General features: G+C 50.1%; 28 protein-coding genes. All 28 read right to left on the bottom strand.

Translation table 11 applies throughout. The annotated features are described in order from the left end of the window. Nucleotides 1-19: 19 nt before the first annotated feature. A complete protein-coding gene (locus C8J48_RS05530; RefSeq protein WP_107725343.1) occupies nucleotides 20-871 on the bottom strand; it encodes a hypothetical protein in 852 nt (283 codons plus the stop codon). Continuing rightward, nucleotides 868-1,551: a glycosyltransferase family 2 protein gene (locus C8J48_RS05525; RefSeq protein WP_107725342.1), complete on the bottom strand. Its 684-nt coding sequence runs from the start codon at nucleotides 1,549-1,551 to the stop codon at nucleotides 868-870. The genes C8J48_RS05530 and C8J48_RS05525 overlap by 4 nt, the downstream gene beginning before the upstream one ends. Further along, nucleotides 1,548-2,174, bottom strand: a complete 627-nt coding sequence (locus C8J48_RS05520; protein WP_245891182.1) for a copper transporter — start codon at nucleotides 2,172-2,174, stop codon at nucleotides 1,548-1,550. Before C8J48_RS05520 ends, C8J48_RS05525 begins: the two co-directional genes overlap by 4 nt. A gap of 18 nt (nucleotides 2,175-2,192) precedes the next feature. After that, a complete protein-coding gene (gene steA, locus C8J48_RS05515) occupies nucleotides 2,193-3,353 on the bottom strand; it encodes a putative cytokinetic ring protein SteA (RefSeq protein WP_211316589.1) in 1,161 nt (386 codons plus the stop codon). Between the two features lie 119 nt (nucleotides 3,354-3,472). Further along, nucleotides 3,473-4,123, bottom strand: coding sequence for a type A chloramphenicol O-acetyltransferase (catA, locus tag C8J48_RS05510; RefSeq protein WP_107725340.1), 651 nt, complete (start codon nucleotides 4,121-4,123; stop codon nucleotides 3,473-3,475). Between the two features lie 306 nt (nucleotides 4,124-4,429). Beyond that, the gene (gene spo0A, locus C8J48_RS05505; protein ID WP_107725339.1) at nucleotides 4,430-5,206 is read right to left on the bottom strand and encodes a sporulation transcription factor Spo0A; all 777 of its coding nucleotides are present in this window, start codon (nucleotides 5,204-5,206) and stop codon (nucleotides 4,430-4,432) included. A 64-nt stretch (nucleotides 5,207-5,270) separates the two neighbouring features. Next, nucleotides 5,271-6,611 (bottom strand): SpoIVB peptidase, encoded by a 1,341-nt coding sequence (spoIVB, locus tag C8J48_RS05500; protein ID WP_107725338.1) that lies wholly within the window; start codon nucleotides 6,609-6,611, stop codon nucleotides 5,271-5,273. A gap of 185 nt (nucleotides 6,612-6,796) precedes the next feature. Continuing rightward, nucleotides 6,797-8,500 (bottom strand): DNA repair protein RecN, encoded by a 1,704-nt coding sequence (recN, locus tag C8J48_RS05495; protein ID WP_107725337.1) that lies wholly within the window; start codon nucleotides 8,498-8,500, stop codon nucleotides 6,797-6,799. Between the two features lie 12 nt (nucleotides 8,501-8,512). Next, a complete protein-coding gene (gene ahrC, locus C8J48_RS05490) occupies nucleotides 8,513-8,959 on the bottom strand; it encodes a transcriptional regulator AhrC/ArgR (protein WP_107725336.1) in 447 nt (148 codons plus the stop codon). After that, a complete protein-coding gene (locus C8J48_RS05485; RefSeq protein WP_107725335.1) occupies nucleotides 8,956-9,831 on the bottom strand; it encodes an NAD(+)/NADH kinase in 876 nt (291 codons plus the stop codon). The genes ahrC and C8J48_RS05485 overlap by 4 nt, the downstream gene beginning before the upstream one ends. A 26-nt stretch (nucleotides 9,832-9,857) precedes the next feature. Then, on the bottom strand, nucleotides 9,858-10,376 hold the full coding sequence (locus C8J48_RS05480; protein ID WP_146160451.1) for a hypothetical protein: 519 nt from the start codon (nucleotides 10,374-10,376) through the stop codon (nucleotides 9,858-9,860). An 82-nt stretch (nucleotides 10,377-10,458) separates the two neighbouring features. After that, complete coding sequence (locus C8J48_RS05475) at nucleotides 10,459-11,274, bottom strand: TlyA family RNA methyltransferase (protein ID WP_107725333.1); 816 nt, start codon at nucleotides 11,272-11,274, stop codon at nucleotides 10,459-10,461. A 15-nt stretch (nucleotides 11,275-11,289) separates the two neighbouring features. Further along, nucleotides 11,290-13,188, bottom strand: coding sequence for a 1-deoxy-D-xylulose-5-phosphate synthase (gene dxs / locus C8J48_RS05470; protein WP_107725332.1), 1,899 nt, complete (start codon nucleotides 13,186-13,188; stop codon nucleotides 11,290-11,292). Continuing rightward, nucleotides 13,169-13,792: a hypothetical protein gene (locus tag C8J48_RS05465; RefSeq protein ID WP_107725331.1), complete on the bottom strand. Its 624-nt coding sequence runs from the start codon at nucleotides 13,790-13,792 to the stop codon at nucleotides 13,169-13,171. The genes dxs and C8J48_RS05465 overlap by 20 nt, the downstream gene beginning before the upstream one ends. Nucleotides 13,793-14,578: 786 nt before the next feature. Further along, nucleotides 14,579-15,475, bottom strand: a complete 897-nt coding sequence (locus C8J48_RS05460) for a polyprenyl synthetase family protein (RefSeq protein ID WP_107725330.1) — start codon at nucleotides 15,473-15,475, stop codon at nucleotides 14,579-14,581. After that, entirely contained in the window at nucleotides 15,476-15,727 is a 252-nt protein-coding gene (gene xseB, locus C8J48_RS05455) for an exodeoxyribonuclease VII small subunit (RefSeq protein WP_107725329.1), read from the bottom strand. It abuts the gene before it with no gap. Further along, nucleotides 15,702-17,075: an exodeoxyribonuclease VII large subunit gene (gene xseA / locus C8J48_RS05450; RefSeq protein ID WP_107725328.1), complete on the bottom strand. Its 1,374-nt coding sequence runs from the start codon at nucleotides 17,073-17,075 to the stop codon at nucleotides 15,702-15,704. The genes xseB and xseA overlap by 26 nt, the downstream gene beginning before the upstream one ends. Nucleotides 17,076-17,091: 16 nt before the next feature. Then, the gene (folD, locus tag C8J48_RS05445) at nucleotides 17,092-17,952 is read right to left on the bottom strand and encodes a bifunctional methylenetetrahydrofolate dehydrogenase/methenyltetrahydrofolate cyclohydrolase FolD (protein WP_281261187.1); all 861 of its coding nucleotides are present in this window, start codon (nucleotides 17,950-17,952) and stop codon (nucleotides 17,092-17,094) included. Between the two features lie 112 nt (nucleotides 17,953-18,064). Then, on the bottom strand, nucleotides 18,065-18,490 hold the full coding sequence (nusB, locus tag C8J48_RS05440; RefSeq protein ID WP_107725326.1) for a transcription antitermination factor NusB: 426 nt from the start codon (nucleotides 18,488-18,490) through the stop codon (nucleotides 18,065-18,067). Nucleotides 18,491-18,535: 45 nt separating this feature from the next. Next, nucleotides 18,536-18,754, bottom strand: coding sequence for a DUF2273 domain-containing protein (locus C8J48_RS05435; RefSeq protein WP_107725325.1), 219 nt, complete (start codon nucleotides 18,752-18,754; stop codon nucleotides 18,536-18,538). A 13-nt stretch (nucleotides 18,755-18,767) separates the two neighbouring features. Next, a complete protein-coding gene (gene amaP / locus C8J48_RS05430) occupies nucleotides 18,768-19,331 on the bottom strand; it encodes an alkaline shock response membrane anchor protein AmaP (RefSeq protein WP_107725324.1) in 564 nt (187 codons plus the stop codon). A 31-nt stretch (nucleotides 19,332-19,362) separates the two neighbouring features. After that, complete coding sequence (locus tag C8J48_RS05425) at nucleotides 19,363-19,770, bottom strand: Asp23/Gls24 family envelope stress response protein (protein ID WP_107725323.1); 408 nt, start codon at nucleotides 19,768-19,770, stop codon at nucleotides 19,363-19,365. Between the two features lie 4 nt (nucleotides 19,771-19,774). Beyond that, entirely contained in the window at nucleotides 19,775-21,127 is a 1,353-nt protein-coding gene (gene accC, locus C8J48_RS05420) for an acetyl-CoA carboxylase biotin carboxylase subunit (RefSeq protein ID WP_107725322.1), read from the bottom strand. A gap of 21 nt (nucleotides 21,128-21,148) precedes the next feature. Further along, nucleotides 21,149-21,637, bottom strand: a complete 489-nt coding sequence (gene accB / locus C8J48_RS05415; RefSeq protein ID WP_211316636.1) for an acetyl-CoA carboxylase biotin carboxyl carrier protein — start codon at nucleotides 21,635-21,637, stop codon at nucleotides 21,149-21,151. 375 nt (nucleotides 21,638-22,012) lie between these two features. Further along, nucleotides 22,013-22,579, bottom strand: a complete 567-nt coding sequence (locus tag C8J48_RS05410; protein WP_107725321.1) for a SpoIIIAH-like family protein — start codon at nucleotides 22,577-22,579, stop codon at nucleotides 22,013-22,015. Nucleotides 22,580-22,595: 16 nt separating this feature from the next. Further along, complete coding sequence (gene spoIIIAG, locus C8J48_RS05405) at nucleotides 22,596-23,234, bottom strand: stage III sporulation protein AG (protein WP_107725320.1); 639 nt, start codon at nucleotides 23,232-23,234, stop codon at nucleotides 22,596-22,598. Between the two features lie 12 nt (nucleotides 23,235-23,246). Continuing rightward, nucleotides 23,247-23,894 (bottom strand): stage III sporulation protein AF, encoded by a 648-nt coding sequence (gene spoIIIAF / locus C8J48_RS05400; RefSeq protein WP_107725319.1) that lies wholly within the window; start codon nucleotides 23,892-23,894, stop codon nucleotides 23,247-23,249. Between the two features lie 16 nt (nucleotides 23,895-23,910). Then, a complete protein-coding gene (gene spoIIIAE / locus C8J48_RS05395; RefSeq protein WP_107725318.1) occupies nucleotides 23,911-25,089 on the bottom strand; it encodes a stage III sporulation protein AE in 1,179 nt (392 codons plus the stop codon). Nucleotides 25,090-25,092: the final 3 nt, after the last annotated feature.

Here is a 25,092-nt window from a genome sequence, read left to right as displayed (position 1 = left end):
AGGATGATATCCTTTTTTCTTAGTGCTCTCCCCGTCCCAAACGATCCAAATAGGACAACCAGCGGCTCTTTTCGATGATACGGGTTAGGGAAATGGTTTCGCCGATTACATGGCCCACGATAAGCAGAATTGTAAAAACCGCTATTACCGGAGCGGAGCAGACGGTTGCAAGCCAGATGCCCAACTGCACCCCGAGCAAGTTGGAGCCACTATCCCCGAGCATGACGCGGGCAGAGAGATCGGCTCGAAAAACGGCAAGGGCCAGTCCCAGCAGCGGTAAAAACAAGAGTGTGCTACTCTGATTAAAATAAAGGAGTGTCAACAGAACCGCAACGATGAGATAAAACTTAAGGCAACGTCCGGGACGTAAATCCAATAGATTAAGCCAATTGGTAACTAACGCGATGAAAAGCAGATGAAGTGGCCATAACCAAAAGGTCCCCCCGCTGGTAACGACAGCGGCAACAGCGGCGATGGCGATCCCACCCCATGCTTTAATCATACCGGTAGTCATCGTGCCCTCGCGAAGCCAGGCGCGAAAATGACCAGCCAATCCTTTGTTGACATGATCCCCCATCGTATCATCCAACCACCCCAGCCATGCGGCACCGAGGGATGCTGCCAACATCGCAAAAAACAGCGGCAATGAAAACAGGGGCAAAGCCAGGGATTGGTCGATCCCTAATAACAGCACCGACAGCAATAAATATAAAAAGGCTAACAGCCCGCCATAGCTGGTAGGAATAGCACTACCGCGAAAATTGGGGCTGATCAGCTTTTTCTCCTGTAAAAAATGAATCCCGACGGGCAGAGCGACAACACCGGTTAAAATAGAAATCGCTAAAATGATGATGGACAGAATCGGGATCATACCGCTTGCCTCCAAAGTACAATCAGTGTGCGTAAAATGGCAAAGAACTGTTTACCGCGATGAACAAAACCGTTCCAATCTCGACCGGTTTCCCGGTGACTCAAGGGGAGAAGAATCTCTTCGATGCGATAACCGCAACGGAGGGCGTGTACGGTTAATCCCAATTCAATGCCAAAACCACAGGGGATGGATGCAAAACGCTCCCACACTTCTCTTTTTAGTGCCCGTTGTCCGGATAAGGTCGCATTTAGCGTGGAACCGGTCAACCAACGAACGCCGTTTTTGGCTAAGCCTTTGACAAATCCGAATCCCCCCTTTTTACGGGGGGAAGGAAAGCATGCAATAGTCATATCAGTATCTCCATTTATGATCGGCTCCAGCAAAGCACTACAACTGCGGGCATGCTCTTTCAAATCAGCGTCTACAAATAATAAAATTTCTCCTCTGGCCTGTTTGACTCCACGCGTCAAAGCTGCCCCTTTTCCCAAGTTTTGAGAAAAGGATTCTACTTGGTGTGCCAACGGACGAGCCAGGGTGGCCGTGCGATCTTGACTGCCATCATTGATTACAAGTATCTCGTCAATCTGTGGGATATCGTGTAATGCTTTTAACGTCGCTTCAATTCGATCTTCTTCGTTGTAAGCGGGTACAATCGCACTCACCTGAACCGATCGATTCATAAGGGTTCCCCCTTTGGCTGGATCGCGTCCGCCAACCAGGATATCATGCTAACCAATCGTTCCGGATTCCCTTTCTCCTCCTGCAGCAAAAACCAGATCCGTTCATCTTTAGCGGCAAGAACCGGACGATCCTTTTCCCAGCGCTGACAGATAACAATGGGACCGTCAAACACCAAACGCGCATCGGATAACCAATGGCGGTCATGGCGCGATGTCTGGGATAATGGGGATAAAACGATAATCGCATCAAATCGTTCCACATCATGAGGAAAAATCGTCTTCCTTTCAACAGCGGCACCCGCTTTTCGGATCGTCGCCTCAATCGATTCGCCACGATGAGATCCACCTACCAGCAACACCAGCCGATGCTCCAATCGGTGACGAATTGCTTCTTGAAACAAGCGATGGTTTGCTTTTCGCCAATTGTTAAGATGATCGTGTTGGGTGACCAATTCCCGCTGCAACTGGTGATTCTGTTGCCGAATCTGCTGATATTGTTGAAGTACGGTTTCCACCATCCCCTGACGGGATTGCTCCCACCAGGCTCCCCCGCTTCCTCCCAGCAGGATGCCGATGGTAAGCGCAAAAAATATGGCGACCAAAGTAACTAAATGGTAACGCATCGTCAACGGGAACACCGCCTACGTCAACCAAATTTGCAGGACTGTCCAGAACAACCGTCCCGTTTCAAACAGTTGTGGATGCACCCATAACCATGCGGCCACAGGCATCACACTGGCCAAAGTTAGCACCGCCACTCCTTTGGCAGGATGGCGCGGACGATATAAACGGCTTACTCCTTTGGCGTCGACCAACCGTGCTCCCATTTTAATCCGAGCGAGCAACGTGCTGGCCATTCCTTCTCGCCCCTTTTCGAGAAAATCGACCATATGAGAGTGGGTTCCCACGGCAACGATTGATTCCGCTCCCCCTTCAAAAGCAGCCAATAAAGCGACGTCTTCGCTCGTACCGGGGGACGGAAGCAGATGAGCTGTCAATCCCAGCCGTTCCACACGTTCCAATCCGGGAGCCCGTCCATCGGAATAAGCGTGCACCACCAATTCTTCCGCCTGTAATAACGCCTGATCAGATATGGAGTCCATATCCCCTAGGATGAGATGGGGCGTCCATCCATATTTGAGCAATGCATCCGCTCCGCCATCCACTGCCATCAGAAAAGGATCCGCTTCTCGAATAAAAGTTCGCAATGCGTACAAATCTTCAGCAAAGCCAGGGCCCCGCACGACCACTACCACATCTCGTCCTCGCCAACTCTGACGCAAAGGGGGGAGCGACAGCGGTTGTGTCACCCATTCACGTTCGCGATAAGCATAATTAAGGGTATTTTCAATAAAGGGTTGTAACGTTTGCTCAAAACCTTGATGTGCTTCTGCCATTTTTTCACGCCAGTGTTGCCATGTCAGACGAGAACCTGTTGCCACCCAGTCTTCTTGTACCGATCGCAGTAATTTCCCCTCAATCCGCACTTCATCCCCATCGGCCAAGCGTTGAATCGCTTGCTCACCCACTTCGTCCAAAACGGGAATACCTGCTTCCAACAGCAACCGACACCCCTGAGCAGGATAGCGACCGCTAATGGAGGCAGACACATTGACAACTGCAGCTACTCCTGCCCCCACCAAACCCATCGCCGCCACTTCATCCAGATCACGGTGATCGATCACCGCAATCTCGCCAGGGCTAATCCGAGCGAGTAAGCGTTTGGTACGCCGATCCACCATCACTCGTCCCTGTATGGATAGATCCCCTTTTTTTCGCCATCGCTTCCACCAATCCCCCATGGCGGACAGACTCCTTCCTTTACAGTTGTCATTAGTATGGATTAGGGAACAGAAAGTCATACAAAACAAAAACCGCCTTCCAAATGAAAGCGGTTTTCCCATCATAACATTCCCTTTATCTATATCCATTCTTCACAACGATCAGCCAGCATCTGCAAATCATTGATAAACATACTCACATGGTAGCCATCACATACTGCATGGTGAACTTGCAGTGAAACGGGTATTAAGATCTCTTTCCCAGCAGAGAAGTATTTCCCGTTCGTGATAATCGGCAGTAAATACTCTTCACCTTTATAGAGATGAAGATTGAAACTGGTAAATTGAACCCAGGGAAGAGAGGAGATTGAAAATGTATTGGCCGGCACATTTTCTTTTACCCACAAGCCCTTTTTGTTTCCGTACTGCTCCATATCATGCTGGTAGTTCTCGTAAAAACGGAGAAAATTACTGGAGTATTCCGTCCAAATCGCGGAAAACGACCGATCCTCTTTATGAAAGATCGTATAGTTGGGTATCATCTGATCCCAATACCCTAATTGCCCCTGTTGATTATACGCTGTTCTAAATTCAACATGCTTATTGACCACTCGTGAAACCATGTAAATAAAAGCAGGATAAAACTTCAGGTTCTTATTTCGTAATTGCTGAAGTAACGTAGTAACATTCACGTTTGCTGTAAGACTAAAGGAACATTTGTTTTCATTCATAAAGTGTTCAAAATAAGGTCTCCTACTCCAACGTTCTAGATCAATTCGATAGAAATTCATGATTAACCTCCTAAAATAAAAATCCTTTATTTTAGGAGGTTAAATCCTCTGCTTTCGCCAACGGTTTCACCCCAAACGGTTTTTCCTTGATCTATTATAACATTTAATGAGAAGAACTCACTAAATCGTGACCAAACACAAATCGATGTTTTACGCACAGAAATCCCGCTTTTTTCCGTTGATGCAAACGGAAAAAAGCGGGATTTCATTAACCAGATATTTATCGCTTTGACACGCCTTTTCTTGGATGTTTATCGTCTCTTTGCTCAGCGTCCACAACCTCCAAAATTACCGCCATAACTACGCTTACCCCACCTTATGCTCAATCCGCAACTTATCCGCCACCATGGCGATAAACTCACTATTGGTGGGTTTGGCTTTGCTAACATTGATGGTGTAGCCAAATAGTTTGCGGATCGATTCCATATTGCCGCGGCTCCAGGCCACTTCAATCGCATGGCGAATCGCGCGTTCCACGCGGCTGGGGGTGGTGTTATATTTTTCAGCGATACGGGGATAAAGGGTTTTAGTGATTGCCCCTAACAGTTCCACTTCGTTATACACCATCGTAATCGCTTCCCGCAAATACAGATATCCTTTGATATGAGCAGGAACGCCGATCTCATGAATCACATTGGTGATATTGGCGTCAAGGTTATCGGAACGGGATGAGGAGGGTCCCGTCAGTGGCGTACGGGTAGCCGACCCCGTTTGACCCTGCATCTGGCGAATACGTTGGGTCAATAACTCCATGTCGAAAGGTTTTAGGATATAATAAGCCGCTCCCAATTCGACCGCTCGCTGGGTGATGTTTTCTTGCCCAAATGCAGTCAGCATAATTATTTTAGGCAACGGTTCCGACCATTCGTTTAACCGTTCCAATACACCGAGCCCATCGAGATGAGGCATAATAATATCCAGTACCAACAGGTCTGGAATCTCCCGGTCCAATAGATCCAACACTTCGTTTCCATTGTAGGCGACACCGATTACTTCTATATCATCCTGTGCGTTGAGGTGATCCCGCAACAGTTGCGCAAATTCACGATTATCATCCGCCAAAACAACACGCATCTTCTCCAAAATAATGCCCTCCCTCTAATCAATACCGTTAATTTCTATATACATGCTTTCTACACGAGACAATTCATTCCTGCTTTAGAGCACTTTTTTCCAAAAAAACAGCGGACTTCTTCAAGAAGTCCGCTGTTTCCATCACACCTGCATCTTTTAGCATCCATTCAATATAGGTCCCATATCCCGAAGTGGGATCATTGACGAACACATGGGTAACCGCTCCCACCAATTTTCCGTTCTGTATAATCGGACTACCGCTCATTCCTTGGACAATCCCACCGGTTTGATTTAACAGCTGGGGATCTGTTACCTTAATAATCATGCCTTTGGTGGCTGGGAATTTCTGATGGATCAAATGAACGATTTCGATATCGTAACGCTCCACTTTTTGCCCCTGCACCACCGTTAAAATCTGGGCCGGCCCTTCTTGTACCTCTTCAGCCAATGCTACAGGAACCGGTTCCTGATACAATCCTTGTTTCGGCTTCTTTTCCATCTGTCCAAACACACCAAAAGGGGTATTTCGGACAATGGAGCCCAACACTTGATCTTCCTTAAAAAAGATAGCACGTTTTTCTCCGGGATCACCGTTGGCTCCTTTTTGGATTGAGGTCACATTGGAATGAACGATTTTTCCGCCTCCGACCTGAATCTGTTTGCCTGTGTCCACGTCAGTAATCACATGACCGAGTGCGCCGTAGCGTTTCTTTAGAGGATCATAAAAAGTGAGCGTTCCCACCCCTGCGGCGGAGTCCCGAACATACAGCCCGATATGGTAATTGCCTCCTCGTGTATTGCGCTCCGGAAACAATGTTGTCCGTTTTTGTTCGTCTCCCCGCTGCAATAATACTTCAATTCCTTTCCCTGCCTGCCCTGCCTGATCCACAATCGGTCCAATCTCTCCCACGCTTGTAATCCGTTTGTCGTTCATCTCCAAAATCATGTCTCCCATGCGGATGTCCGCCTTTTCACCAGGAGATGGTTTGGCGTGTTTAACCATGTGGTGCCCCACCACCAAGACACCTTTGGCCTTTAACTTCACTCCGATGGATTGGCCGCCTGGAATCACCCGTACATCTGGGAGTACCTCCACCATCATTTGTTTAAAAGGCAGCTTTCCAAACAAACGAAGGGTGAGATGCGATTGGCCCAATTGTTTGGTGAGTACCGTAAACGGTTTGCGAAGGTCCAGCCAATGCTTTGTCCCTTTCACTTCCAGTACACCGGGATTGGAAAGGGTTACCGTGGCAGTCGCCGGCATCGTTAGATGCATTTCTTTCCCATGTCCGTGAATGAGACGCATCTGGGAAGGAAACGCCAGATATTCACGGAAGGGTGTACTCAAACTGGCTAAAACGAGCAAAACGGCAAGCAATAAACCCGTCCATCTCTTTTTTTGTGTCAGCCCCACTGGATCACTCTCCTGCGCTCCTGCCTGCACCTCCAATGCGATGTTTCCACCGTAATGTTAAGGTGTCCGTGGCCCATTTCTTTTATGTCACGCAAAAGCTTCCTTACCCGATCCAGCGTATGACAGCAGTACAAACAAAAAATCCCGGTTTTTTGCCGGAATAGAGGGTAGGATGAAATCGTGATTTAATGAGCTTGAATGGCCGTTTTTGTGCGCTCAGCCAATTGTAACATTTCAAGCGCATGGGTTTTGGTGGTATCCGTCACTTCGACACCGCCCAGCATTCGGGCCAACTCCATTGTACGCCCTTCCATCGTGAGCAGCTTCACCCGTGTACGTGTCTGCTCCTCGTTGGATTCCTTAAAGATATGGAAATGAACATCGGCCATACATGCCACCTGCGGTAGATGGGTGACACACAAAATTTGCCGTTCCTGCGCCAAATGGGCAATTTTTTCAGCGATGGCCTGAGCAGCACGTCCACTCACCCCGGTATCCACCTCATCAAAAATCAAGGTAGGAACTCCATCTAAATCAGAAAAAATGGTTTGCAATGCCAACATGATCCGTGACAATTCCCCGCCTGACGCAATTTTAACCAATGGTCGCAACGGCTCTCCCTGATTGGGGGCGATCAGGAATTCGACGCGATCCTGTCCAGTAGGAGTATAAGTAGGTTCATCATCGTTAGAAAAAGCCGCTTGAAAGCGGGTTCCCTTCATATTCAGATCAGCCAGTTCCGCTTCCACCCGTTGGTTCAGACGCTCAGCCGCCTGTTTGCGCATCTGTGTAAGGGTTTCCCCTTCCGCAGCCAGCTTCGCTTCCAGCTCTGTTAAACGCTGTTCCAGCTCTTGCTTGCGCTCATCCCGATTCAACAGTTGTTCCAGCTCTTGTTCCGCTTCTTCACCGTGACGTAAGATTTCTTCGATTGTTTCCCCATATTTCCGTTTCAATTGATCCAATACGTGAATACGCTCTTCCACCTGTGCGAGGCGGGCGGGATCAAATTCCACATCATCGCGGTAACGCCCCACTTGACGTGCCGCTTCCTCCACTTGGTAGTAAGCGGATTGGACCATTTCGAGAAGCGGTTGTAACGATTCATCCAAGCGAGTGATCTCCTCCAGATCCCTTACCGCCTGATTGAGCATTTCCGCGCCGCGCTGATCCCCATACATGGCTTCATATGCCTGGGAAGCGTGTTGTACAATCTGCTCCGCGTGAGCCAGTCGCGAATGCTCTTGTGCCAACTCTGCATCTTCTCCTGCAGTTAAACGCGCTGCCGCAATCTCTTCTTTTTGAAAGGATAACAAATCGATCCGTTGGGCGATCTTTTTTTCATCAGCAGTAATTTGATCTAATTCCTGGCGCATCTCCCGATGTTGCGCAAAGATTTTTTGATAACGTTCCCGCTGTTGGATTAAATCAACCCCGCCAAATGCGTCCAACCAATTTAAATGTGCTTCCACCTGCAACAGGGATTGGTGTTCATGCTGACCATGGATATCCAACAGATGCTCCCCCACCTGTTTTAACATCGTCAGTGTGATGATCTGTCCGTTTAAGCGGCAGGTACTTTTCCCGTTTTGCGCAATATCCCGCCGAATGAGCAGGTGCTCCTCTCCTGCTGTCGACAACCCCAGTTCATCCAGAATCGCCTGAATGCCGGGTTGGTCGGAAATATCAAAAAGCGCTTCCACCTCTGCTTTTTTGGCACCGTGGCGGACAAAATCCTGAGAACCCCGTCCGCCGACCACCAAACTAAGGGCATCGAACAGGATTGATTTCCCCGCTCCTGTCTCCCCTGTCAACACATGAAAACCACGATCAAATGTTAGATGTACCTCCTGGATGATGGCAAAGTCACGAATGGACATTTCGCGCAACATCAGCATCCACTCCTACAACATGTCGATAAAGCGTTCCACTACCTGAGGGGTTTTCTCCCTGTCGCGGCAGATGATGAGAATCGTATCATCCCCAGCGATGGTACCCAGCACATCAGACCAATCCAGATTGTCGATCAAGACTGCGATCGCATGGGCATTGCCCGGCATTGTTCGCATAACGATCAAGTTTTCACTCTGTTCAATCCCAACAAAGCTGTCCATCAACATTCGTTTTAGCTTCTGCAGTGGATTGAAGCGGTTATCCGCCGGTAAAGAGTATTTGTACCCACCGTGATTGGTGGGAACTTTCACGAGACGAAGTTCCTTGATGTCCCGGGAAACCGTCGCTTGGGTTACATTGTAACCTGCATTTTTCAAGGAGGATACCAGATCTTCTTGCGTTTCGATTTCGTTTTGGGTAACGATCTCCCTTATTTTAATATGACGTTGTGCTTTCATGTTCGCTCCTCCACGACTTCCTGCTCTCCTTGCAGCTTTTTTCGAACCACTTCAAAAAAGTTGCGTTCTTTCCACTTGATCAAGGAGGTAACAAAACGGGAAGCTTTCACCCGGATGATATCGTCCACCTGCAGCCGGTATCCCAATTGCCCATCAATCGTAAGGCCAAGGTCGTGATGGGTGGCACTCACCTTGATCTCCAATACTGACTCCGCCGGTAATACCATCGGGCGCGATGTCAATGTATGGGGACAGATCGGTGTCAGCAATACACAGCGTACTCCCGGCCATACAATCGGCCCTCCGCAAGAGAGAGAATAAGCGGTAGAACCGGTTGGAGTGGATACGATTAAGCCATCACCGGAATATGTACCTAAGTACTCCCCATCCATAAAGACCGTACTGGTAATCATCCGGCTGAAGGAGCCTTTTGCGATGCCAACGTCATTAAGAGCAACGCTTTTTTCCAGGGAGTGACCGTTTCGCACCACCTCGGCATCAAGCATTAAGCGGTGCTCAATGGTGTAATCCCCCGCCAGTACCCGGTCTACTGCACTGGATAAACTATCGGGTTCGGCTTCCGACAAAAAACCGAGATAGCCCAAATTAAAGCCAAGGATGGGAATCTGATAGGGGGCCAACTGTCGTGCCACTCCCAACAAGGTCCCGTCGCCGCCTAAAACGAAGACCAGATCGACCGAGTCCGGAAATTCCTCTACAGTTAGAGCCAAGTCCATTCGTTCCAAGCTCTCAGCCATATCCGGCTCCAGACGAACGCCCGCTCCCCGCGCTTCCAAAAGCAGAATCAGCTCTTTTAAAATCACTCGGGCCTTCGGCTTCCCTTTGTTTACAAGTATCCCGATCGTTTGCAAGTCCCATCCACCTCTTGTTTTGCACATCATCGGATCCAAATGGCGATTAGGATACCCAGTACCAACGTAACCAAATGGGACAAGACACCCCGCTTGCCTCTCGACGAGGATATACCTGGGATAGAAAAAGTAACGGTATGACAAGTGCCCGTATAGGGGTCGACAAATAGAACCCCGGTGGCTTGGAAAGCGAGCACATGTGCAAGAAAGCGATCCCGCAGAGCGGATCCGGATATGCGAAGGGGTTGTTTGGCCTTCGCTTGAATAACCAGATAGGTGCGGTTGTTCTTTTGTGCGACAAAATCGACAAACAACCGGCTTTCCATCTTTTTCTCCCCCATATAAATCTGTAGAGGGAGGCGTTGTTTTGCCGCTACCACTTCATAACCCTCTTCTTCCAACAATGCAGGCACTTCCCCGCGAATGGGAACAGGTGACCACTGAATGGTTGTGTTCCAGCCGGCACGGTTCCATGCCCGAACAAACAGAATCACGATCACGATCACCAACAGAGCCAGCACAAGCAGATCACCGTCATCGCGCAACAAGAGAACCGCCTCCTTCCCCTTTCTTGATTCGCCCCTGTTACAAGAAATCCTGTAAAGGAAAGGAAGAGGAAGCGACCCTTTAACGGTTGGTGTGACGGCGGTGGGCCTCTTCTACTACCGCTTCTAGCCGTCCTTCCCACGAGAGATTCGGTGCTGAATCCGCTCGCATCCAACTAAGAAATTCAATATTCCCCTCTCCCCCGGTAATGGGGGAAGGGGCCAACCCGACTACATCAAAGCTGGACTGGTTCGCCATCTTAACGAATTGATGCAGGACATCGCGATGAACGGTGGGGTCCTTGACAATCCCTTTTTTACCTACTCGTTCCCTTCCCGCTTCAAATTGAGGTTTCACCAGGGACATCACCCATCCTTCAGGGTGGAGCAACGCTTTTAAAGGGGGAAGGATCTTGGAGACGGAGATAAAGGAGACGTCGATCACTGCGAGTTGCGGTTGTTCCCCTGACCAATCCGCCGGTGTGAGATAACGAAAGTTGGTCCGTTCCATCACAATCACCCGCGGATCCTGACGCAACTTCCAGGCCAGCTGGCCATAGCCCACATCGACGGCGTAAACCAATCGTGCCCCATATTGAAGGGCACAATCAGTAAATCCGCCGGTAGAAGCGCCGATATCCAGCACTGCTTTTTGATCGAGCTGGATATCAAATACACGAATGGCTTCTTCCAGCTTTAAGCCGCCTCGACTCACATACGGATGCGGTTTTCTTTCAACATGGAGAGCTGCATCGACGGGGACTTTGGTCCCCGCTTTATCGATACGCTCGCTCCCCAGTTTAACCAGGCCCGCCATAATGGCACGTTGGGCTTGTTGGCGGCTTTCAAACCACCCTCGTTCCACCAACAATACATCCAAGCGCTCTTTTTTTGCCACTGGTCTCGCTCCTTCTTAAGCCCGTCGGCGTTGCAGCGGCACCATGGCATATGCGGTGCTGGCGATTTTCTCCACCGTCAGTCCAACTTCCCGGCGCTGGCTGTCCACATCTCCGTGTTCAACATAGTAATCCGGCACCCCTAACGTCTTGACAGACATACCCTGGATCTCCTGCTCTGCATAGTATTCCAACACGGCGCTACCAAATCCACCGATGGAGCTGCCTTCTTCAATGGTAACAATGGGGGTACCTTCTTCGCACAATTGATCCAGCAGTTCCGTATCCACCGGCTTGGCAAAGCGAGCGTTTACCACTTTGGCTCGAATTCCTTCCCGCGCCAGTTGGTCCGCCGCTTTCATCGCCAGCGGCACCATCGATCCAAAGGCCAGCAGCGCCACATCCCGTCCTTCGCGTAACACTTCCGCTTTTCCGATCGGAATCTGCTGCCACTCTGCATCCATCTCTACGCCGACTCCAGTTCCGCGCGGGAAGCGAACGGCGATGGGGCCGTCATCATATCGATACGCCGTATACATCATGTGTTGGAACTCATTTTCATCTTTTGGCATCATGATCACCATATTGGGAACGCACCGCATAAACGCGATATCGTAAACCCCCTGGTGTGTCTCCCCGTCTGCACCCACAAATCCAGCCCGGTCCACAGCGACGATCACATTTAATTTTTGGCGGGCGATATCGTGAATCAGCTGATCGTACCCTCGTTGTAAAAAGGTAGAGTAGATCGCAAACACCGGTTTTAGTCCCTGAGTAGCCAATCCTGCGGCAAAAGTGGTTGCATGCTGCTCGGCGATTCCCACGTCAAAACAGCGCTCCGGAAACTGTTGCGCAAATGCGTTCATACCGGAACCGGCCAGCATGGCAGGAGTGATTCCAACCACCCGCTTGTCCTCTTCAGCTAAGCGGATCAACGAATCCCCAAACACTTTGGCGTATTTGACGGGTTCATCCGTGGTAACTTTTTTCACGCCTTTATTGGCTTCTAGTTTATAGTTTTTCCCGACACCATGATACCCTTCCGCATCCTGTTCCGCAGGCAGGTATCCTTTTCCTTTTACCGTTACCACATGTACCAATACAGGGCCTTTCGTCCGATCAGCCTGTTTGAGACATTCCATGAGCTCGTCCAGATTATGACCGTTCACCGGTCCCAGATAGGTAAAGCCCAATTTTTCAAACAGCACCCCGGAGACGACCAAAAACTTAAGGCTGTCCTTGACACGCTCCGCCGCTGCCGCCATCGTTCCACCCACGGATGGAATCTTCTTCAACAGGTATTCCACTTCTTCTTTTACCTTGTGATAATGGCGATGCGTCCGCAACCGTCCCAGATATTTGTGCAGGGCCCCCACATTGGGTGAAATCGACATTTCGTTATCATTGAGGATAACGGTGATATCCCGCTTTTCATTTCCAATGTGGTTAAGCGCTTCTAAAGCCATCCCGCCGGTAAGGGCTCCATCCCCAATAATGGGGACCACGCGGTTGTTTTCTCCTTTGATGTCCCGTGCCACCGCCATCCCCATCGCCGCAGACAAAGAAGTGCTGCTGTGACCCGTCTCCCACACATCATGTTCACTTTCATTCCGTTTGGGGAACCCGCACAACCCCTGATATTGCCGGAGAGTGGGAAAATCTTCACGGCGACCGGTCAAAAGTTTGTGTACATAGGCCTGATGGCCCACATCCCAAATAAACTGATCCTTGGGGCTGTCGAAGAGATAATGGAGCACAAGTGTCAACTCCACCACACCTAAATTGGATGCGAGATGACCACCGGTTACTGACAAGCTCTCCATCAAAAATTGACGAATCTCTTCCGCCACGTCGGGCAGTTTCTCGACCGGCAGTTTTTTTAGGTCTTCCGGACTGTTAATCTGTTCGAGGTGCACGAAGAACCCCCCGCTTTCGCTTACGTTTTTTCTTAGTCTTTACGTTAAATACCCGAATATGAAATCTCTTTTCGAAAAAATAGAAAATCCGACCGATCTGGAAAATCAGTTCATTGGCGTAACGGATCGCCACCGATTTTCCTATAGCTTTTCCCCCTACCGTTATCGCCGAAATGATCCCTACCAGCACCGCCTCCACCAGAAAACGATTACTTTCGGGCAGATCCATGGAAAAGACCAAGGCGGCTGCCACAGCAAAGCCTGCTGCCCCGCTAACAATTCCGCTGATATCGCCGACCACGTCGTTACAAAAATTAGCAAACTGATCAGCCTTACGGATAATTCCAACCGCTTGTGTCGCTCCCGCTACTTTCTTGGATGCCATGGCGTGGAAAGGTCGCTCCTGCGCAGCAGTGGCGGCAATCCCCAACATATCGAAAAAGACCCCGATCAAAACGATCAGCAATACGACCAGTAAGCCGCCCTGCCAGGGTAGCCCATTTAAAAAGCTGCTGGAAACCAGAGTTAGCACCATCGCTAAAAGTGCGGTCACCAAGCTGATCAGGATGGCCCACCGCATGGATTGCCTTAATAGATCACGCATGCATCACTCATACTCCTTTTAAATCGAACCCATAAAAATACCGAACCGCAGAGGCGGGCCGGCATTCCGCTGTGGTATGACCGGCGGCGAACCGTTGGCCGGTCCGCCAACGGCCGATCAGACCTTATTTTTTGTTGATTATTTACACAAGAATATAGTGGGATGGCAACAAACCGGGTAAATATTGCGGCTTAGGTCCAGTAGGTTTTCCCAGAGAAGAGACCCCATCGTCGCCGTCGGGGCGGTTTCCCTTTACCCTTCTCTCGACGTGTCACCAACAGCCGGACTGGATTACCACTTAGTCCGCACTTCAATCCCCGATTCGCCATGCCTTACGCATTCAGTCTAGGAGTTTTCCTCAGCAACTCTTTCCTTCCCCCTAGTCTCTTTTGCAGCATTGCTTTCAACGGAAGATCCGAATCCCCGCAATACCACTCAAGGCAGGCTACGCTGCACACCAGGTCCCCACGCCCGCATGCAGGTTTCTACCCCAAGCCGTCGCCGGCGTTCGGTGACGCCATAGCCACGCACTTGGGTCTCCACGGGGGGAGGGTCAACGCCCACATGCCCTTGTGGATCGCCCTTCCCCCTTAACTCTCAGCATCAACCCCCGACTGGGCGTCAGAAGCCAACACCAAGAACTTCATCGATGTGCCCTTTAGCGGATTTTTAGCCCCGCCTTCAGAGGAGGTGAGTCGACTAGAATACTGTGCCATCCCAACATTGGGCTTATTATATCACAACCATGTAAAAAGCGACAACGAAAGGAAGAATACGAACCTTCTTCTAACGGTCCCTCTCAGTCAGATAATCGGCGATTTCCGTCAATCTCGTTCCGTCAATGCCATGCACCGAAGACAACAGATCCTTTGCTTCCACCACCAAACGATGGACCCAAGCTCGCGATTCTTCCAAGCCCAACAACGCCGGATACGTAGATTTATGTTTGGATTCATCACTACCCACCGGTTTACCAATGGTTGCCTGATCGCCAATCACATCCAATACATCGTCCTGAATCTGAAAGGCCAACCCTAACCGTTCTGCAAAGCCGGTCAACGCTTCCAGCTTCTCTCCGGTAGCACCGGCAACACCCGCACCTAAACGGACGGAATAGGTGATCAGATCACCAGTTTTAGAACGATGGATATCTTGCAACTCTTCCAAGGAAACCGATCGTTTTTCCGCTTGGATATCTTTTACCTGTCCCCCTACCATTCCCTCTGCCCCTGCCCGCGCCGATCCTTCGACGATTAGTGCAAGGGCCTGAGCCGGATCGAGGCCAGTGTGAGTCGCTCCCTGCGCAATGATCCCAAAGGCCCGCGTCAACAGTGCGTCACCGGCCAGAATCGCCATCGCTTCCCCAAACACTTTATGGTTGGTCGGGCGGCCACGCCGAAAATCGTCATCATCCATCGATGGCAAATCATCATGGATAAGAGAATATGTATGAATCATTTCAACTGCACAGGCAAAGGGCAATGCCTCTTCCTCTTTTCCCCCAACAGCCGCTGCGGAAGCCAACACCAAAATAGGGCGTAGCCGCTTCCCGCCTGCCAGCAGGGAATATCGCATTGCATCATGCAGCGTTTCAGGTACACCGGACATCGTTTTTAAATCTTGTTCCATTGCCGCTTCGATCAACTGTGCCCGTTGCTTTAAATACGATTGTATCGTTTCCACTCAGTCCTTCCCCTCCTCGGGGTCAAAGGGCTTTTTTACCCAAGCCCCATTTTCTTGAACCAACATCTCCACCTGCTGCTCCATGCGGTCTAGCTTATCGCCACATAAGCGGGACAGCCGCATCCCTTCCTCGAATAGACGGATTGACTCCTCCAAGGGAACATCACCGCTCTCCAAGCGTTCCACTACCTCTTCCAACTTTTTCATCGCCTCTTCAAAGGGAAGGTCATGGTTCGGATTTTTCTCCGTCATGGTTGTATTCCTCCTTTCCCCACACCTGACATTTTAAGCGTCCATCGGCGAGTCGAATCTGGATAAGATCGCCGGGATCTATTTGGCGGGTACTTTTAACCAGCTTTTTATCCCCATGGCGAAAAACCAAGGAGTAGCCTCGGCGCATTACTTTAAGCGGACTAATGGCATCCAATCGGTCCACCCGTCGCAGCCATCGGTTTCTGTTGGCGATCAACTGCTTATCCATCTGGTGATACCCTTGTTGCGTCCATTGTTCCAACCGTTCACGATAGGCAGTCAAGCGGTAGGTAGGATGGTGCGAAAAAAGCCGGGACTGCAACCGTTCCAAACGATGACGCCAACCGGGAAAACGAACATACATGGAGCGGATCAGGTCCTCGGTCCACTCATCCAAACGCTGCTCAAGCCGTTCCAGCTGTGCACCGGGACGTTGCAACACCCTACGCCGCAGCAAACGGTTCCAATCCGCTCGCGCCCCTTGCAACCGCTGCTGTTGCACTCGTTGTAAACGTTGATGTAAGGTGTGCATGCGGTGACAAAGCTCATCGTAAAGGGGAACCACCAATTCCGCCGCCGCCGTCGGAGTGGCCGCCCGCACATCGGCAACATAATCGGCAATCGTTGTGTCCGTCTCATGGCCTACCGCGGATACGATTGGAATCCGCGATTGATGAATCGCCCGCGCTACTTCCTCTTCATTGAACGCCCACAGCTCCTCCCAGGAACCGCCACCCCGACCGACGATGATTACATCTACTTCTCCTTGGCGATTGATCTCATCTAAGGCGGCTGCAATGCGAAAAGCCGCTTCCTCTCCCTGAACGGCGACGGGATACAACAAAACATCGATAATCGGGCTGCGGCGACGAATAGTGGTGATGATATCGCGAACCGCCGCCCCTTGCGCCGATGTAATCACCCCCACCCGACTGGGCAAAAAGGGGAGCGCTTGTTTAAACAAGGGGGAGAAAAGTCCTTCTTCATCCAACTTTTCCTTCAGCTCTTGAAATGCCAAAAAGCGGTCACCGATTCCTTTGGGCTGCATGGAGCTGATATACAGTTGGACTTGCCCATCCCGCTCATAGACAGCCACCCGTCCCCGTACCAGCACATCGTCCCCGTCCTTGGGGCGAAAGCGGAGACGTCGGTTGTGTCCAGCGAACATCACCGCTCGGATGCGGGTCTGTTCGTCCTTTAAGGTAAAATACATATGCCCCCGGGCATGATGTTTAAAGTTGGAGATCTCCCCTTGCACCCAAACCCGGGATAACCATTCATCCTGATCGAGTACAAGGCCCAGGTACTGAATAAGTTGGGTAACGCTCTGATGTTGCCTTGTTTCCAAAGCGGGACACCTCCCATCAGGTCAAAGATGCAACCCTTTGCGCCGATTGCACGGTATTGTACAACAACATGGCGATGGTCATCGGTCCCACCCCACCCGGCACGGGAGTGATATGAGATACAAGCGGACGAACCGCTTCAAAATCGACATCCCCCGCTAATTTCCCTTCAGGAGAACGGTTCATGCCGACATCGATCACCACCGCTCCTTCTTTTACATGCTCGGCCCCGATCATATGATAACGGCCCACCGCCGCCACTAAAATATCCGCCTGTCGTGTGTAAGAAGACAACTCACGGGTGCGCGAATGGCACATGGTTACCGTCGCGTTCTCCCGCTGCAACAGCAGGGAGACAGGCTTACCCACAATGTTAGAACGGCCTACCACCACCGCATGCTTTCCCTCCAGTGCAATACCCGACCGCTTCAACATTCGGAGAATGCCGTGAGGGGTACAGGGCAGATAGGCATCCAACCCCGTCAATAACCGTCCCGCTTGAATCGGATGAAATCCATCTACATCCTTTTCCGGATCAATCGCAGCAATGACCCGATCAGGGGAGATTTGTGCTGGCAATGGTAACTGCACCAAAATACCGTGGATTGACTGATCCTGATTTAGTTGGTCAATCCGAGCCAACAGTGCCTTCTCTGAGGTATCCTCCGGCAATTGGATCAGCTCCGAATAGACTCCCACTTCATTGCAAGCCTTGATTTTCCCGCGGACATAGGTTTGTGAGGCGGAATCCTCCCCCACCAAAACCACTGCCAGCCCAGGACGGACTCCTTGTTGCACCAATGTTTCCGTTTTCTCTTTTAGTTCAAGGCGAATTTCTGCCGCCATCCCTTTTCCGTCGATGATTTCTCCCCTGCTCACCATGATCGTCCCTTTCCCATGAAAAATTCTACGCCCCCAGTTTACCCTTTGTCTTCCACACTGTAAAGAAATAGACGAACGTTATTGTTTTCATCATGGATATCGTTCGATTTTAGAGATTTTCTCCTTCATCATTTTTTCGGAGCAAACTGGCTAGCACTCCGTTGATAAACTTGGGGGAATCATCTCCGCTAAAGGTTTTCGCCAACTCAACCGCTTCGTTTAAGGTCACCTTTTCCGGCACACTCGGTTCATATAACAATTCATACACCGCTATGCGTAAGACCGTTTGATCAACGATCGATAAACGCGACATGCTCCAATCCTTTTTTAAATACCCTTCGATGCGTTGATCCAATTGCTCTTTGTTTTCACTCACCCCGCGTACCAACCGAGCAAAAAAGTCCCGATCGGATTCATCTACCTGTGAAGACAAGCGACGCTCCTCCCGGCGCATCAATTGTTCCTCATCCTGTTTATTCAGCTGCAATTGATACAAGGTTTGTAATGCTCGTTCCCGCGCTTTCCGTCTGGACATCATAATCCTCCCTTCAAAAAAAATCCCGAGCCGAAAGGGCTGGGATCATCGTTTTCTCAACCATTTCCCTGGATTGATCGACTCCAACATTTCCTTCAATCCATCTCGGTCATCCCACTGCTGACCGATTAGAAAACCGACAAGAACAAACATCCCAAAAGCAACCGTTTTCCAAAAACCAACAATCAGATAAATGAGTCCAAGTACCACACCGATCACCAGGCCGATCAACCGTCCGCGATGGGTATCCCATATGCGTTCCATGTTGGTGCACCTCTCAATCGATGCGAACCGGGGTTCGATCCGGTTGGACAGTGTCCGCTATGTAAACAGAAATTTTATTGACATTGACTCCTGCAATCTCTTCCACATGCGTCTTCACTGTCTGTTGCAGTTGTTCAGACAGAACTTGGATCGGTATATCCCCGTCCACTGTCAATTTTAACCCGATCCCCACAGAGGAATGCGTCACATCGTGCTTGACGCGAGCGGATAGGTTGTGAATTCCTTTGATATTGTTTCCCGCCTGCAATGCGAGGTTTTCCAATGTTTTTAGCGATACGCGGATATGACCAAACTCAGTCATTCGATCCACGCCCGTCTCTTGATCCCGGTTTTGTGACAGTTGGATGATCGTATGCAATGTAAATAGTATCAACAGCAAACTGATAACCAGAACGGGCCAACGGATCTGGGGATCGGCGTATACTGTGTCCATCCACCGGGTGACGGTCTCCTTTTTACCAATGCCGACATCGATCGTGATCAGGGCTCCCACCCCTGATACAACCAGCAAAATGAGGCTAAAGATCAGCAGCAGAAGCCGGTGGTGCGCATTCATTCCCTGATTTCCCCTTCCCGGTGGTATTCGGTTATTTCACCCGCTGGTGGTGGTCCGTCTTTGGCGAGCCCTCCATTTCCCCGGCAATTTTCACTTCAACTACCCGTACCAACACTTTGCCTACAACCAATCCGGTCATCGATTCAATCGCTTCTTTCACCTGTCGCTGCACCTCGACGGCGACATCGGGTAGATGATAGCCAAAGTGAACGGCAATCGAAACAGCAATCTCCAATTCCTCTCCCAATTCCACTTTGATGCCGTGCTTTGGATTTTTTCGGCGCAAAATCTGATTGATATCGTCGACGACGCCACCGCTGGTCCCGGCTACACCGTCCACTTGTACAGCGGCTAAACCGCCGATAATCTGTATCACTTCCGGGGCGATTTCTACTGTGCCCATATCGGTTTGCAGTGTTTCGTTGGCTTCTTCTGCCATACCGTTAATCCTCCTCATCAAGGTTGGTTTTTTCCAGGAACTGAATATGAAAATCTCCTTCGTTAAACTTGCGGTTGTTTAACAGCTTCAAATGGAACGGGATTGTGGTGCTGATTCCCTCAACCGCAAATTCAGCCAAAGCCCGCTTCATTCGCCGAATCGCTTCCGGTCGATCCTTCCCCCATACAATCAATTTGGCGATCATCGAATCATAGTAGGGTGGAATGCGATATCCCTGGTAAACGGCGCTGTCTACTCGCACCCCTAATCCTCCAGGCGGCAAATAAAATTGAATTTCACCCGGTGTAGGCATAAAATTGCGGTCCGGATTTTCGGCATTGATACGACATTCGATCGAATGACCGTCGATCACCACATCTTCCTGTGAGATGCTGAGCGGATTTCCGGCAGCCACCAAGATCTGTTCTTTTACCAGATCCACACCGGTTACCAGCTCCGTCACCGGATGTTCCACCTGAATGCGGGTATTCATTTCCATGAAATAAAAGTGACCCTCTTTATCCAGAAGAAACTCTACTGTTCCAGCCCCTGCGTATTGAACCGCTTCCGCGGCAGCCACAGCCGCTTGTCCCATCCGTTCACGCAGATCTGGGTCCAACGCCGGTGAGGGTGCTTCCTCAATCAGTTTTTGGTAGCGGCGCTGAATGGAGCAATCCCGTTCCCCCAGATGAATGGTATTGCCGTGCTGATCCGCCAGCACTTGAATCTCGATATGGCGGGGTTCCACTAGATATTTCTCCAGATAGACACCGGGGTTACCAAAGTTGGCTTCCGCTTCCTGCTGTGCCGTCAATACGGCCCGCTTCAATTCATTCTCACTGTGGACAACGCGCATCCCTTTGCCACCGCCGCCGGCGGTTGCCTTGACGATGACCGGAAAGCCGATCTCACGGGCGGTTTCCACCGCTTCCGTCACATCTTCGATCACCCCTTCCGTCCCCGGTACCACCGGTACCCCTGCATCCTTCATGGTATCACGGGCCGTCGTCTTATCTCCCATACGTAGGATGGCCTGCGGTTTTGGACCGATAAAAGTGATGTTGCATGCAGCGCATAACTCAGCGAAATCGGCATTTTCCGCCAGAAAGCCGTAACCGGGATGAATGGCATCCGCCTCCACCAATGTCGCTACACTCATCAAGTTAGTCATGTTGAGGTAACTTTCTTTTCCCGGGGCGGGGCCAATACAGTATGCTTCATCGGCCAAAGTAACATGAAGGGCGTCCCGATCCGCTTCGGAATAAACAGCCACACTGGTGATCCCCAATTCGCGACAAGCACGAATCACTCGAACGGCGATTTCGCCGCGGTTGGCGATTAATACTTTATTAAACATGATTTCTCTCCTTTACAACCCTCAATCCGGCTTAACCAAAAACAGCGGTTGGCCGTATTCCACCAGCTGTCCGTTCTCCACTAAAATTTTTACAACCTCGCCCTTCACTTCCGCCTCAATCTCATTCATCAACTTCATCGCCTCAACGATGCAGACAACTGATTTTTCCTCCACCCGACTTCCTTTATCCACATAAGGGCTTGCATCGGGAGACGGGGCACGGTAAAACGTTCCCACCATCGGCGACACAATCGGATGCAGACCCGCTTCATCCTCTACCTGTTCAATCGCAGGTTCATTCGGAGTTTGTACCGGAGCGGGGACCGGAGCAACAGCAGGCGCGGAAACCGGTTCCAGTGCGGGGGCTGGTTTTTGTACAACCTGGATCGCAGACTCGGCCAAACGTTCCCCCTTCTTCTTGATTACAATTTTTGTCCCATCATTGTCCAACTCAAACTCTTCCACTTGCGATTCGTCCACTAATCGAATCAGTTCCCGGATTTCATGCATTTTCAAAGGCACTCTCGTCCACTCCTTCAATGATTGTTTCAATGTTTCGCTCTTGTACGATTCTATCCCAGGAAACAAAAAAACCTATGTTCATTTTACGTTGTCCGTCCAAAGGAATCAATGTTACTCTCTTCACAGCGAAAAACACCCCTCTATAAAAGGGAAAGCAACAAGGTATTCCTTTATATTTATTAAAATGTTAAAAAAATATTAGAAAAAATTTTTCATTTTCAAACGAAAAAAACTGTTATTAGCATCTACCATGTCCATTCTACCATACCCAAACGAAAATATATGTCTTATTCGAACATTTACAAAATACTCATTTCCAAATCAAAAAGCCGACGAAACCGTCGGCCACCCACTTCTATCGGATTAACCCCGGTGAGCGATGGATACATGATGAGCGGGAACATCCATATGTTGTTTCACCATGCTGATCAATTTTACCACTTGTTCATCAGTCATCTTCTCCGCTTGTACGATAACATCAACAAAATCGTTTTCATTAGTGATCACCACCGCATCGCGGAACCCTTCTTCTCGGATCAAATCTTCCATCACCGACTCCGATTTATCCACTTTCATCAGCTCGTCAATTTTTGCGCGGGCTTCTGACACTTTATTGTCAGAGGCTTCCGGATCGGTTAACACCTGCATATACTCCTCGGTCATCTTGGAACGCAACGAATTGCGCTGTAGTTGATATCCAACAAAATAATCGCTTTCGGCTTCCTTGGAGACGGCTTCTTCATCCTCTTTTCCTTTTTCATTGGAATCCGCCGGTTGATCCTTTTCTTCCGTCTTCACTTTGGCCTCTGTAGCTGGATCATCATTGACCGTTGCCGGCTCCACCGGACCGGTCACAATATAATACGCCGACAGCACCACCATCAAGGTCAGCATGGTAACCAACCATACCGTCTGTTTATTCATGTTCATTTGACACCCTCCTTTTTTAACCTTTTGGCAAAACGGATATACGATGGACCGGTACATCCAGGACCCGCTGGATTGCTTCGATGATCGCCGCTTTCACCTGTAAATTTTCAGCCCCTTTGGCGACAACCAGCACCCCTCTTACCTTTGGCTTCATTTTTTTGACGACAATCGGAATATCACCGTCTTCCCCTCGTTGCAACACCACCTTTTCATCTTTGCTGCTCTCTTGAATACGGCGGTTTCCCCCTCTGGGGTCTTCTTCATCTGTTACCTGTTCATTTCGGCGCACATCCTTCTCTACCACCTCTTCTTCTGACGATTCCAGGTTAACCAGCACAGACACATCATCTACACCTACCACCTTGCCCAGCACATCGGCCAATTCGCTGGCATACATGGATTCATAATCCTTCATCGTCATGGCGTCGTTTTTTTTGTTTTTCCATGTAGTCTCCGCTTCCTTATCCTCTTTCTGCACCGAGGGCATCTCCTGCGGCAAAACATCATCGTGAACGGAGAAAAAGGAGGAAAGAATCATCAGCGCAACTCCCAGGCAACCGATAATGATCAGCCACCGAAACGCTCCCACTTTTTTCGTTCCCTGCTCCCCTCCTCCCAAGGATTGTTCCATCCGGTCCAATAACCGTTTCAACAACTGGATCCCCCCTCAAGGGCCTTCTTCCACTGTCACATCGATTCGATCGGCAGGAATTTCCCATTTTTCCGCCACAAATGCGGCGACCTCAGCACTCTGTCCATCTTCCTGCCCCTGTTTTACAACGCGATCCTCCTGCTTCTCTTCCAGATCGACGATCACCGGATCCACTTCATTTACCGCATCCATTTGCCGACGGCCCTCTTCTGCTTCTGCGGGATAAAGGGTCATCTCTACCTTTTCAACCCCGTCAGTCGCTCCCTCATCGTTGACTTGAATTTTGACGTTGATCATCGCCACTTTTAGTTTGAACCGCTCGGTAATTTCGGAATCGATCTGCTCTGCCAACTCTTGTTCCACCTGTTCCCGCACCATACCCTCGCGGCTATTTGCCAGCGAATTGCCCTCCTGTTGAATCCGGTCCAAGGGATCCATCGCTTCTTCCTGCTGCTGGCTGGGCTCAAACTTAAAATCAGTGATATCCCAATCCGTCTGCAAAAGATTGAGAACAGGAGACAACATCGCCAGGATAATCAACAGTCCCATCACCAATTTGACATATCGATCCAAGGCGTTATTGGGCAGCAGGAGATCCAAAAAAGTGGCGATCAGTACCAACATCACAATCTGTTTTAACCAATCACTCAACCACGCGATCACGGCGGATCCCCCTTCACTACCGGATCATAACCGACAAGTTGCCCGCCGCAACGATGATGGTGATGGCGAGAAAAAACATCAAGCCGACAGTAGCAAGGGCGGCAAACACATACATCAACGTGCGGGAAATGATGTTGAGACACTCGATGATCGGATTATTGCCCAGGGGTTGCATCACCGCCGCCGAAAAGCTGTAAACCAGGGAGAGCGACAGGATCTTTAGCGCGGGAAATGCGATTGTAACCAATAGGATAAGTACCCCGGCCATCCCAACCGCATTTTTCACTAAGAGTGACGCTCCTACCACGGTGTCCGCCGCATCGGAAAACATCCGCCCGACCACTGGGACAAAGTTGCCGGTAATATATTTGGCTGTGCGGATGGTCACACCGTCGGTGACAGCTGCAGTCGCTCCTTGGACCGAGATAACGCCGAGAAAAACCGTCAACAATGTACCCAACAGACCGACGCTCACCTTGCGCAACAGGTTGGCCAACTGGTTTACCTTGTATTTTTCCGACAGGGCGCTGATAATCCCCAAAATCGCCGAGCAAAACAGAAGCGGGAACACTACCGTATGGATCACAGTTCCGATGAGGTGGATCATCAACACAATCATGGGGTGAAACATTCCCACCGAGCCGAAATTGCCCATGGAGGCCAACAATGTTAACACCAAGGGGATGAGTGCCAACATCAGATGAACCATTCTGCCGATGGCGCCCTTAGCTGATTCCACGGCGATGGAGAAACTGTCCACCGCCAGGATGATAATCACCATAAAAGCGATGGCATAAGCGACTTTGCTCACTTGATTACTCTCAAAGGCCGTCTGTAAGGTGCGCAGAATCATGCTAAATACGGTGAGAACGATAATGGTCCCCAGTAGTCTCCCGTTGATCAGTACTTCGTGAAACATATAAGCGGCCAATGCTTTGATCCAATCCGTCAGACCCCATCCGCCTTCTCTCGTTATCACCCATTGAAAGATGTCACTCGGTTGTTCCCGCGGAAGGAACTGACCGTATTCCTCCCGCAATTCCTGCCAAAAGGACTCTACTTCCTCAGTCTGTAATTGGTCGAGTTGAGTGCGAATCACTTTCTCTTCCAACGTGCCGTCCTCAGCGGCGACAGCAGGTAACGGGAGCAGAAAAAACAAGAAAAGGCAGAAGACCCACCGCATCTGGTTGGGCATGAA

It is taken from the genome of Desmospora activa DSM 45169, from assembly GCF_003046315.1.
Classification (GTDB): Bacteria; Bacillota; Bacilli; order Thermoactinomycetales; family DSM-45169; genus Desmospora; species Desmospora activa.
Note: the sequence above shows the minus strand (reverse complement) of the source record. Positions and strands in the feature narration are given on the sequence as shown.

Coding starts and splice junctions, on each gene's coding strand:
- C8J48_RS05530 (WP_107725343.1), bottom strand. CDS start 871: ATGATCCCGATTCTGTCCATCATCATTTTAGCGATTTCTATTTTAACC.
- C8J48_RS05525 (WP_107725342.1), bottom strand. CDS start 1,551: ATGAATCGATCGGTTCAGGTGAGTGCGATTGTACCCGCTTACAACGAA.
- C8J48_RS05520 (WP_245891182.1), bottom strand. CDS start 2,174: ATGCGTTACCATTTAGTTACTTTGGTCGCCATATTTTTTGCGCTTACC.
- steA (WP_211316589.1), bottom strand. CDS start 3,353: ATGGGGGATTGGTGGAAGCGATGGCGAAAAAAAGGGGATCTATCCATA.
- catA (WP_107725340.1), bottom strand. CDS start 4,123: ATGAATTTCTATCGAATTGATCTAGAACGTTGGAGTAGGAGACCTTAT.
- recN (WP_107725337.1), bottom strand. CDS start 8,500: ATGTTGCGCGAAATGTCCATTCGTGACTTTGCCATCATCCAGGAGGTA.
- ahrC (WP_107725336.1), bottom strand. CDS start 8,959: ATGAAAGCACAACGTCATATTAAAATAAGGGAGATCGTTACCCAAAAC.
- C8J48_RS05465 (WP_107725331.1), bottom strand. CDS start 13,792: ATGCGTGATCTATTAAGGCAATCCATGCGGTGGGCCATCCTGATCAGC.
- xseB (WP_107725329.1), bottom strand. CDS start 15,727: ATGACGGAGAAAAATCCGAACCATGACCTTCCCTTTGAAGAGGCGATG.
- nusB (WP_107725326.1), bottom strand. CDS start 18,490: ATGTCCAGACGGAAAGCGCGGGAACGAGCATTACAAACCTTGTATCAA.
- C8J48_RS05435 (WP_107725325.1), bottom strand. CDS start 18,754: ATGGAACGCATATGGGATACCCATCGCGGACGGTTGATCGGCCTGGTG.
- amaP (WP_107725324.1), bottom strand. CDS start 19,331: ATGAATGCGCACCACCGGCTTCTGCTGCTGATCTTTAGCCTCATTTTG.
- C8J48_RS05425 (WP_107725323.1), bottom strand. CDS start 19,770: ATGGCAGAAGAAGCCAACGAAACACTGCAAACCGATATGGGCACAGTA.
- accC (WP_107725322.1), bottom strand. CDS start 21,127: ATGTTTAATAAAGTATTAATCGCCAACCGCGGCGAAATCGCCGTTCGA.
- accB (WP_211316636.1), bottom strand. CDS start 21,637: ATGCATGAAATCCGGGAACTGATTCGATTAGTGGACGAATCGCAAGTG.
- C8J48_RS05410 (WP_107725321.1), bottom strand. CDS start 22,579: ATGAACATGAATAAACAGACGGTATGGTTGGTTACCATGCTGACCTTG.
- spoIIIAE (WP_107725318.1), bottom strand. CDS start 25,089: ATGCCCAACCAGATGCGGTGGGTCTTCTGCCTTTTCTTGTTTTTTCTG.